The organism is Pseudomonas sp. W2Oct36 (assembly GCF_041060465.1).
GTDB classification, from domain to species: domain Bacteria; phylum Pseudomonadota; class Gammaproteobacteria; order Pseudomonadales; family Pseudomonadaceae; genus Aquipseudomonas; species Aquipseudomonas graminis_B.
Map to the genome: position 1 here is coordinate 161,193 of NZ_JAUERW010000011.1, position 10,053 is coordinate 171,245.

Genomic DNA, 10,053 nt, shown 5'->3' on the forward strand with positions numbered 1-10,053 from the left:
TTCCTCCTGGCGGAGCAGAGGGCAGTCATATCGACCCACCCTCGATTCGCGTCACGTGTTATTCGGTTTCCAGATCGATATCGATACCGAGCGAACGGATTTCTTTGATCAACACGTTGAAGGACTCGGGCATGCCCGGCTCCATACGGTGATCGCCGTCCACGATGTTCTTGTACATCTTGGTCCGACCGTTCACGTCGTCCGACTTCACTGTGAGCATTTCTTGCAGAGTGTACGCCGCGCCATAAGCTTCCAGCGCCCAAACCTCCATCTCCCCGAAACGCTGACCACCGAACTGAGCCTTACCACCCAGCGGCTGCTGGGTAACCAGGCTGTACGAACCAGTGGAACGCGCGTGCATCTTGTCGTCCACCAAGTGGTTCAGCTTCAGCATGTACATGTAGCCAACGGTGACCGGACGCTCAAACTTGTTGCCGGTACGGCCGTCGAACAGCTGCATCTGGCCACTGTCCGGCATGTCCGCCAGGCGGAGCATTGCCTTGATTTCGGATTCCTTCGCACCGTCAAATACCGGGGTAGCCATTGGAACGCCGCCACGCAGGTTCTTCGCCAGATCCAGAATCTCCTGATCAGACAGGTCATCTAAACTCTCTTGACGGCCGCCAATCTCGTTGTAGATCTCGTTCAGGAACTTACGCAGCTCAACGACTTTACGCTGCTCTTCAAGCATGCGGTTGATCTTCTCGCCCAACCCCTTAGCCGCGAGGCCGAGGTGGGTTTCGAGGATCTGACCGACGTTCATACGCGAAGGTACACCCAACGGGTTGAGGACGATATCCACCGGAGTACCGTTGGCATCGTGCGGCATGTCTTCAACCGGCATGATCACGGAGACCACACCTTTGTTACCGTGACGACCGGCCATCTTGTCGCCAGGCTGGATACGACGGCGGATGGCAAGGTAAACCTTGACGATCTTGAGTACACCTGGAGCAAGATCATCGCCCTGCTGCAGCTTGCGCTTCTTGTCTTCGAACTTGTCGTCAAGCAGACGGCGACGATCGACGATGTAAGCCTGAGCTTTCTCGAGTTGCTCGTTCAGCGCATCTTCGACCATGCGCAGCTTGAACCACTGACCGTGTTCCAGGCCGTCCAGAACTTCGTTGGTGATTTCCTGCCCCTTCTTCAGGCCAGCACCACCTTCAGCGGTACGACCCACAAGAGCGGAACGCAAACGTTCGAACGTTGCGCCTTCAACAATGCGGAACTCTTCGTTCAGGTCCTTGCGGATCTCGTCGAGCTGGCTCTTCTCGATGGACAGCGCACGAGCATCACGCTCAACGCCATCACGAGTGAAGACCTGAACGTCAATAACGGTGCCTTTGGTACCGGTAGGCACGCGCAGGGACGTATCTTTAACGTCGCTTGCTTTTTCACCGAAGATCGCACGCAGCAGCTTCTCTTCCGGGGTCAGCTGGGTCTCGCCTTTCGGAGTGACCTTACCTACCAGGATGTCGCCTGCGCCGACTTCAGCGCCTACATAAACGATACCAGCTTCATCCAGCTTGTTCAGTGCTGCCTCACCCACGTTAGGGATGTCGGCAGTGATCTCTTCAGGCCCGAGCTTGGTATCACGCGCCACACAGGTCAGTTCCTGAATGTGGATCGTGGTGAAGCGGTCTTCCTGAACAACACGCTCGGACAGGCAGATGGAGTCTTCGAAGTTGAAGCCGTTCCACGCCATGAACGCGATGCGCATGTTCTGACCCAGCGCCAGTTCACCCATATCGGTGGACGGGCCGTCAGCCATGATGTCGCTACGCTGAACGCGGTCACCCTTGCTCACCAGCGGACGCTGGTTGATGCAGGTATTCTGGTTCGAACGTGTGTATTTGGTCAGGTTGTAGATGTCGACACCGGCTTCGCCTGTCTCAACTTCGTCATCTGCAACACGAACCACGATACGGCTGGCGTCTACCGAGTCGATCACGCCGCCACGACGGGCCACGACGCAAACACCGGAGTCACGCGCAACGTTGCGCTCCATGCCAGTACCAACCAGCGGCTTGTCAGCGCGCAATGTTGGGACAGCCTGACGCTGCATGTTCGAACCCATCAACGCACGGTTGGCGTCGTCGTGCTCAAGGAACGGGATCAGCGATGCCGCGACCGATACAACCTGCTTCGGCGAAACATCCATCAGGGTGACGTCTTCCGGCGCCTTGACGGTGAACTCGTTCAAGTGACGAACAGCAACCAGCTCGTCAATCAGGATCTTCTTGTCGTTCATTGCGGCAGAAGCCTGGGCAATGACGTGATCTGCTTCCTCAATAGCCGAGAGGAAAACAATTTCGTCAGTTACCAGAGCATCTTTAACCACACGGTACGGGCTCTCGAGGAAGCCGTACTGGTTGGTGCGCGCATAGGCAGCCAAGGAGTTGATCAGACCAATGTTCGGACCTTCCGGCGTTTCAATCGGGCACACGCGCCCGTAGTGAGTCGGGTGTACGTCACGGACTTCAAAGCCAGCACGCTCACGCGTCAGACCACCAGGGCCGAGTGCAGAGACGCGACGCTTGTGAGTGATCTCGGACAGCGGGTTGTTCTGGTCCATGAACTGTGAAAGCTGGCTGGAACCGAAGAACTCTTTCACCGCCGCCGCTACAGGCTTGGCGTTGATCAGGTCTTGAGGCATCAGGCCTTCGCTTTCCGCCATCGACAGACGTTCTTTGACCGCGCGCTCAACACGCACCAGACCTACACGGAACTGGTTCTCGGCCATCTCACCTACGCAACGAACGCGACGGTTACCAAGGTGATCGATGTCATCGACGATGCCTTTACCGTTACGGATGTCGACCAAGGTCTTCAGCACAGCGACGATGTCGTCTTTGTGGAGCACTCCAGAACCTTCGATCTCGGTACGACCGATACGACGGTTAAACTTCATCCGACCTACAGCCGACAGATCGTAACGCTCTGGACTGAAGAAAAGATTGTTGAACAAGGTCTCGGCAGCATCCTTGGTAGGTGGCTCGCCAGGACGCATCATCCGATAGATTTCGACCAGGGCTTCAAGCTGATTGCCGGTCGAGTCGATCTTCAAGGTGTCGGAAATGAACGGACCGCAGTCGATATCGTTCGTGTACAGCGTCTCGATACGGACAACCTGAGCCTTGGCAATCTTCGCCAGGATCTCGGTGTTCAGCTCGGTATTGCACTCGGCAATGATCTCGCCCGTCGCCGGGTGCACGATCGCTTTGGCGCTAGTGCGGCCGATTACGTAGTCGAGCGGAACTTCAAGGGTCTTGATGTTCGCTTTTTCGAGCTGGTTAATGTGGCGAGCCGTGATACGACGGCCTTGCTCAACAATGACCTTGCCCTTGTCGTCCAGTATATCCAGAACGGCAATTTCGCCACGCAGGCGCTGAGGCACCAACTCCAGATTCAGGTTCTCGCCCTGAACGTGGAATACGTTGGTGGTGTAGAAGGCATCCAGCACTTCTTCAGTGGTGTAACCCAGTGCACGGAGCAGAACCGATGCAGGGAGTTTGCGGCGACGGTCGATACGTACGAAGACACAGTCTTTCGGATCGAATTCGAAGTCCAGCCACGAACCACGGTAAGGAATGATGCGAGCCGAGTACAACAGTTTGCCAGAGCTGTGCGTCTTACCGCGGTCGTGGTCAAAGAACACGCCTGGGGAACGGTGCAGCTGGGAAACGATCACTCGTTCGGTACCGTTGATAACGAAGGTACCGTTCTCAGTCATCAGGGGAATTTCACCCATGTAGACTTCTTGCTCTTTGATGTCTTTGATCGCTTTATTCGACGATTCTTTGTCGAAAATGATCAGACGTACTTTTACCCGCAAAGGTACGGCGTATGTCACACCGCGGAGCACGCATTCCTTGACATCAAAAGCCGGTTCGCCCAGACGATAACCCACATACTCCAAAGCAGCATTGCCGGAGTAGCTGATGATCGGGAAAACAGATTTGAAGGCCGCATGCAGGCCCACGTCGCGGAACTGATCTTTAGTCGCTCCCGCTTGCAAGAATTCACGATACGAATCCAGCTGGATGGCCAGGAGGTAAGGCACATCCATGACGTCCGGCAACTTGCTAAAGTCCTTGCGGATACGTTTTTTCTCAGTATATGAGTAAGCCATCAGCGTTCCCCAGCTTGGTCACCTGCTTGTTTGGCTCCTCCCGACGGGAGCAGCCAGAAAAATCTTGCGAACCCCATGGTTCGCGCCACCGTTCAAGGTGGGTAGATCACGTAATCAGCGCTAACCGAATCAGCTGCCAACAACGGAAAAAGGCCGGTGGCAGAAGCCACCAGCCATCAGCCTATCGCTTAACGCTTGGGCTGGAAACGCAAAGTCGATGCTTACTTCAGCTCGACTTTAGCGCCTGCTTCTTCCAGGGTAGCCTTGGCTTTGTCAGCAGCGTCTTTTGCTACTGCTTCCAGGACCATTGCTGGAGCACCGTCAACGACTGCCTTGGCTTCTTTCAGGCCCAGACCGGTCAGTTCACGAACTGCTTTAATGACGTTAACTTTCTTCTCGCCCGCTTCCAGCAGCATGACGTTGAATTCGGTTTGCTCTTCAACAACGGCAGCAGCAGCAGCTGGACCAGCGGAAGCAGCGGCAGCGCTAACACCGAATTTTTCTTCGAATGCTTTGATCAGCTCTACAACCTGCAGAACGGACATTTCAGCTACGGCGTTGAGGATATCGTCTTGAGAGATAGACATGACTCTAATTCCTGAATTGGGGGACGGCCTACGCGACCATCGAAATAAACAAAAATACGCGAGAGGAAGTGCCTGCCCTTAGGCTGCAGCGGCTTCTTTCTGTTCGCGGATGGCCGCCAGTGTACGAGCGAGCTTGCTGGTAGCGCCTTGAATCACGCTCATCAGCTGCGAAATCGCTTCGTTGCGGGTCGGCAATGTTGCCAGTACGTCGATCTGATTAGGTGCGAGGAACTTGCCCTCGAACGCAGCTGCCTTGATCTCGAACTTATCCTGACCTTTAGCGAACTCTTTGAACAAACGGGCAGCAGCGCCAGGGTGTTCATTGGAGAACGCGATCAAGGTCGGGCCGGTGAACACATCGTTGAGGACACTGTATTCAGTGTCAGCAACGGCGCGCTTGAGCAGAGTGTTACGTACGACACGCACGTATACGCCAGCTTCACGAGCCTCTTTACGGAGTCCGGTCATCGCGCCTACTGTCACACCGCGGGCATCAGCCACAACAGCAGACAGAGCGTTTTTGGCAGCCTCGTTGACTTCAGCGACGATGGCCTTCTTGTCTTCGAGTTTAATTGCCACGGGTTTAACTCCTGCTTGTTACCGTTTCATCTGACCTGAGCCGGATGTCGTTTTGGTGTCTGATTCGGTAAAGAACCGGGAGCACCATCTGCGTAGGCTTGAGGTTTAAGACTTTCGCCGCCTACGGTCTTGGATAGCCCCCGCCAGGCAGGGACCCCAATTTTCGCTACGGCGCGGTTACCCGCGCCGTGCCAGTCTCACGCGTCCAACGAACCTTGGTCGATGACCAAGCCTGGGCCCATAGTGGTGCTCAGGGTTACGCGCTTGACGTAGATACCTTTCGAGGAAGCAGGCTTGATACGCTTCAAATCAGCGATCAGTGCTTCAACGTTCTCACGCAGCTTGTCTGCTTCGAAGCCGACCTTGCCAACGGAAGTGTGGATAATGCCGTTTTTATCGGTGCGATAGCGAACCTGACCAGCCTTGGCATTTTTAACGGCAGTGGCTACGTCTGGAGTAACAGTACCGACCTTCGGGTTAGGCATCAGGCCACGCGGGCCGAGGATCTGACCCAACTGACCAACAACACGCATTGCGTCCGGGGAGGCAATAACGACGTCATAGTTCAGATCGCCGCCCTTCATTTCAGCAGCCAGATCGTCCATACCAACGCGGTCAGCACCGGCAGCCAGAGCAGCTTCAGCAGCTGGACCCTGAGTAAATACGGCTACACGAACGGTCTTGCCAGTGCCGTGTGGCAGTACGGTAGCGCTACGTACAACCTGGTCGGATTTACGTGGGTCAACACCGAGGTTCACAGCAACGTCTACGGACTCGCTGAACTTCACTGTCGACAACTCAGCCAGCAGGGCAGCAGCTTCGTTGAAGTTATACGATTTGCCAGCTTCAACCTTGGAAGCGATAGCCTTTTGGCGCTTAGTCAGCTTAGCCATTACACACCCTCCACGTTAAGGCCCATGCTGCGAGCGGAACCGGCGATTGTACGCACGGCGGCGTCCATATCAGCAGCGGTCAAGTCGGCATTTTTTGCCTTGGCGATTTCTTCAAGCTGAGCACGGGTCACAGTGCCAACTTTTACGGTATTCGGACGAGCCGAGCCGCTGGTCAAGCCAGCTGCTTTTTTCAGCAGTACCGAAGCCGGGGTGCTTTTGGTTTCAAATGTGAAGCTGCGATCACTGTAAACAGTGATGATCACAGGAGTAGGCAGACCTGGCTCAATACCCTGAGTACGGGCGTTGAACGCTTTGCAGAACTCCATGATGTTCACGCCGTGCTGACCCAGTGCAGGACCAACGGGCGGGCTCGGGTTAGCCTGAGCGGCTTTCACTTGAAGCTTGATGTAAGCGGTAATCTTCTTGGCCATGAGGCACTCCAATTACGGGTTCTAGCGCCTCGAGAGGCTCCCCGGTTACTTGCGCGTTTATCCCGGTGACGAAAAAACCCCACAGCCCAAGGCTGCGGGGTATGGGATTCTGAGATCAGTTACGCCTTTTCGACCTGACTGAACTCCAGCTCCACCGGAGTGGAGCGTCCGAAAATGAGCACGGCCACTTGGATCCGACTCTTCTCGTAATTGACCTCTTCAACGGTACCGTTGAAGTCAGCAAACGGACCGTCTGTAACACGAACGACTTCGCCCGGCTCGAACAGAGTTTTTGGCTTTGGCTTATCGCTACCATCAGCGACGCGACGCAGAATGGCTTCAGCTTCTTTATCGGTAATTGGGGCAGGCTTGTCTGCAGTGCCGCCAATGAAGCCCATGACACGAGGAGTATCCTTAACCAAGTGCCAGGTACCTTCGTTCATGTCCATCTGGACAAGCACATAGCCAGGGAAGAACTTACGTTCACTTTTGCGTTTCTGGCCGTTACGCATCTCCACTACTTCTTCAGTAGGGACCAGAATTTCGCCGAAGCCATCTTCCATGCCTGCAAGCTTTACGCGCTCAACCAGTGAGCGCATGACATGCTTCTCGTAACCCGAGTAGGCATGCACTACGTACCAACGCTTAGCCACGGGACACCCTTAGCCGACAATCAAGGAAACAAGCCAGCCGAGCAGGGAATCCAACCCCCACAACAGCAGCGCCATCACAAGAACAACTGCAACCACGATCAAAGTGGTCTGGGTAGTCTCTTGGCGCGTAGGCCACACGACTTTACGAATCTCAGCGCGCGCTTCCTTGGCCAAAACAAAGAAAGCCTTGCCCTTCCCCGTCTGCAGCGCCACATAGGCTGCCACGGCGGCGATTACAAGCAGGGCAAGAACGCGATACAGGATTGGTTGCGCAGAATAGTATTGATTTCCAACGACACCCACGACCACCAGAAGCACTACTACAAGCCACTTCACGAGATCAAACCGGGAGTCTTGGGCTTCAGCCTTTGGATTCATCTACTAAAATCCTGTGAAAAGAAAGCCAGATACATTTGAGAATCTGGCAGGTCAGGAGGGAATCGAACCCCCAACCTACGGTTTTGGAGACCGTCGCTCTGCCAATTGAGCTACTGACCTAAAAGCAAAATCAGGCCGAACATTATGCGGACCTGACAGGAAGATTTCAACAGCAACTCGATAATGCGATGGCAAAAATCGACTCACTGCAGCACCAGCTCACCAAGAGCGTAAAGATCCCGGGATTCTTGGCACCCAAAACAAAGGCAGATACTCACATATCTGCCTTAGTAATGGAGCTCTTGAGCGGATTTGAACCGCTGACCTCACCCTTACCAAGGGTGTGCTCTACCAACTGAGCTACAAGAGCAAAACACATTGCACAACCAGCAAACTTGGAGCGGGTAGCGGGAATCGAACCCGCATCATCAGCTTGGAAGGCTGAGGTTCTACCACTAAACTATACCCGCTGAGCTTTGCTGCTTACGCTCAAAATATGGTGGAGGGGGAAGGATTCGAACCTTCGAAGTCGTAGACGTCAGATTTACAGTCTGATCCCTTTGGCCGCTCGGGAACCCCTCCTAAGCGAGGCAGCATTCTATATCATGCCACCCTTCTGTCAACCTTTTTCTCAATAAAAACTTGAGGTTACAAGCATTGACTCTTGCTACATCAGTACGAATCAAGCGATCTGCACTGCGAAGCGGGCGCCATTCTATTCAAACTAATCTGGAGTTGCAATGCCTTCACACGACATTATTTCATTTTTTAGCATGGGAAAATCTCTACGGAGCTCGGCGATAAGCGCATCGCTCACCAGCCGCCTACTCGCAGGCGCAATTTTTAGCCAAAACACGCTGCCTTGCTGATCCAGGCGCTTTCCCAGGTGAGTATCGATATCCAACGCAACAAGGCGCTGCTCGAGAAGCGTCACCTCAGCCCGCTTGGCGGTGCCGCCCAAATAGAGGCATTTCTCTTGCTCTGCGTCCATCCGCTCCTTACCCCTACCCAATCCGGACTCGCTAAGCAGCCGAATATCCTGGCCATATGATCGATGGGTTAACAGCGGCTCGACCTCTTTCGGGCGTAGCGGCGCATCCTGCTGATGCCAGACAAAATAAAGACCGTTCAACATGAGCAACAAAAAAAACGCCCAGGGCATAATCACCTCATAGACAACACGCATCCGAATGCATATCTACCAACTCCTATCTCTACCCTAATTACCCTCGAGCCTCAGACTCACCTCCCCCCCGGCAAACTGCTCCTCACGGCCACCTACCTCCAGCCGTAGCGCTCCATCGTCACCAACTCCCAAGACCACACCCTTGGTGATCTTCGCACCCGTAGTGAGAGCGACCGCAAGGCCCTGCCATAAGTGCTTGTCTTCCCAATCTCTTCGGTAGGCCGCAAAGCCTTTCTCCTGATGACCAGCAAGATAAACGCTGAGATTTCGACTGAGCGCGCAAGCAACGCGATTCCGATCCTGAACATGCACAAGCTCCAGAGCCAATGAAGTCCAAGCCTGGTCTACGTTAATGGATTCACGCATATTCACGTTGATCCCAATACCAATCACTACATGACATACATTGGCAGGATCGCCGGTGAGTTCGAGCAGAACCCCAGCAATCTTCTTACCGCCAACCAGAATGTCGTTAGGCCATTTCAGCCCCGCAGTACCAATACCGAGCTCTCGCAGCGTATCTACCACAGCAAGGCCTACGAGAAGACTGAGGCCATCCAGGCGGCGCGTCCCGCCATCCAGACGCAAGGCGAGGCTGTAATAGAGATTTTCAGCGAAAGGACTTACCCACTGACGGCCACGCCTTCCGCGGCCAGCCGTCTGCCGCTCTGCAAGAACCAAGCAAGGAAGTTCAGCGCCTGAATTCGCTACGCGCATGGCTTCAGCATTAGTTGAGTCGATAATTTCGTGAATCCTGCACGTCCAACCCAACCCGACATGTTCCCGGCGCAGCGCCTCATAGTCCAGCAAGGACAGCGGCGACGCCAATCGGTAGCCACGACCGCGCACCTTGTAAATTTCTATGCCGAGGTCAGCCTGGACCTGCTGCAGCTTCTTCCAGACGGCGCTCCGGCTGACGCCCAGCGCAAGCCCCAGATCCTCGCCGGAGTGAAACGCACCGTCTTCAAGTAGCTTTAGCAGTGTATGCATGAGTGAGAGTGCCTAGTAGTAAGACGCGCATGATAGCCATACAGAAGACCTGCGCAAGCATACGTTTCACCACTTGGGCCGCAGGCGTGCTGCGCTTGAGCTCTAATTGGTTGGGAGGGTTAGTTGGCAGCTTTTTCCGCGCGCAAAAACAAAACCCCATCTGCTTTCGCAAATGGGGTTCTGGAATTTAATCTTGACGATGACCTACTCTCACATGGGGAAAC

At 54.6% G+C, this 10,053-nt stretch carries 9 protein-coding genes and 4 tRNA genes; all 13 read right to left on the reverse strand.

Features of this window, described 5'->3' with window-relative positions; all coding sequences use genetic code 11:
* Window positions 1–58: 58 nt before the first annotated feature.
* Window positions 59–4,132, reverse strand: a complete 4,074-nt coding sequence (gene rpoB, locus QWI18_RS16300) for a DNA-directed RNA polymerase subunit beta (protein WP_133775995.1) — start codon at window positions 4,130–4,132, stop codon at window positions 59–61.
* 221 nt (window positions 4,133–4,353) lie between these two features.
* A complete protein-coding gene (gene rplL / locus QWI18_RS16305) occupies window positions 4,354–4,719 on the reverse strand; it encodes a 50S ribosomal protein L7/L12 (RefSeq protein WP_019409897.1) in 366 nt (121 codons plus the stop codon).
* A 78-nt stretch (window positions 4,720–4,797) separates the two neighbouring features.
* Window positions 4,798–5,298, reverse strand: a complete 501-nt coding sequence (gene rplJ / locus QWI18_RS16310) for a 50S ribosomal protein L10 (RefSeq protein WP_065988463.1) — start codon at window positions 5,296–5,298, stop codon at window positions 4,798–4,800.
* Window positions 5,299–5,495: 197 nt separating this feature from the next.
* Entirely contained in the window at window positions 5,496–6,191 is a 696-nt protein-coding gene (gene rplA / locus QWI18_RS16315) for a 50S ribosomal protein L1 (RefSeq protein ID WP_065988464.1), read from the reverse strand.
* Window positions 6,191–6,622: a 50S ribosomal protein L11 gene (gene rplK, locus QWI18_RS16320; RefSeq protein WP_037017696.1), complete on the reverse strand. Its 432-nt coding sequence runs from the start codon at window positions 6,620–6,622 to the stop codon at window positions 6,191–6,193. Before rplK ends, rplA begins: the two co-directional genes overlap by 1 nt.
* A 119-nt stretch (window positions 6,623–6,741) precedes the next feature.
* On the reverse strand, window positions 6,742–7,275 hold the full coding sequence (gene nusG, locus QWI18_RS16325) for a transcription termination/antitermination protein NusG (RefSeq protein ID WP_003317113.1): 534 nt from the start codon (window positions 7,273–7,275) through the stop codon (window positions 6,742–6,744).
* Window positions 7,276–7,284: 9 nt separating this feature from the next.
* Window positions 7,285–7,653, reverse strand: coding sequence for a preprotein translocase subunit SecE (secE, locus tag QWI18_RS16330; RefSeq protein WP_037017694.1), 369 nt, complete (start codon window positions 7,651–7,653; stop codon window positions 7,285–7,287).
* A 44-nt stretch (window positions 7,654–7,697) separates the two neighbouring features.
* Window positions 7,698–7,773, reverse strand: a tRNA-Trp gene (locus QWI18_RS16335).
* Window positions 7,774–7,947: 174 nt separating this feature from the next.
* A tRNA-Thr gene (locus tag QWI18_RS16340) sits at window positions 7,948–8,023 on the reverse strand.
* A 26-nt stretch (window positions 8,024–8,049) separates the two neighbouring features.
* A tRNA-Gly gene (locus QWI18_RS16345) sits at window positions 8,050–8,123 on the reverse strand.
* A 27-nt stretch (window positions 8,124–8,150) separates the two neighbouring features.
* Window positions 8,151–8,235, reverse strand: a tRNA-Tyr gene (locus QWI18_RS16350).
* 142 nt (window positions 8,236–8,377) lie between these two features.
* Window positions 8,378–8,815, reverse strand: a complete 438-nt coding sequence (locus QWI18_RS16355) for a hypothetical protein (protein WP_369319268.1) — start codon at window positions 8,813–8,815, stop codon at window positions 8,378–8,380.
* Window positions 8,816–8,872: 57 nt separating this feature from the next.
* On the reverse strand, window positions 8,873–9,829 hold the full coding sequence (birA, locus tag QWI18_RS16360) for a bifunctional biotin--[acetyl-CoA-carboxylase] ligase/biotin operon repressor BirA (RefSeq protein WP_192133298.1): 957 nt from the start codon (window positions 9,827–9,829) through the stop codon (window positions 8,873–8,875).
* Between the last annotated feature and the right edge of the window lie 224 nt (window positions 9,830–10,053).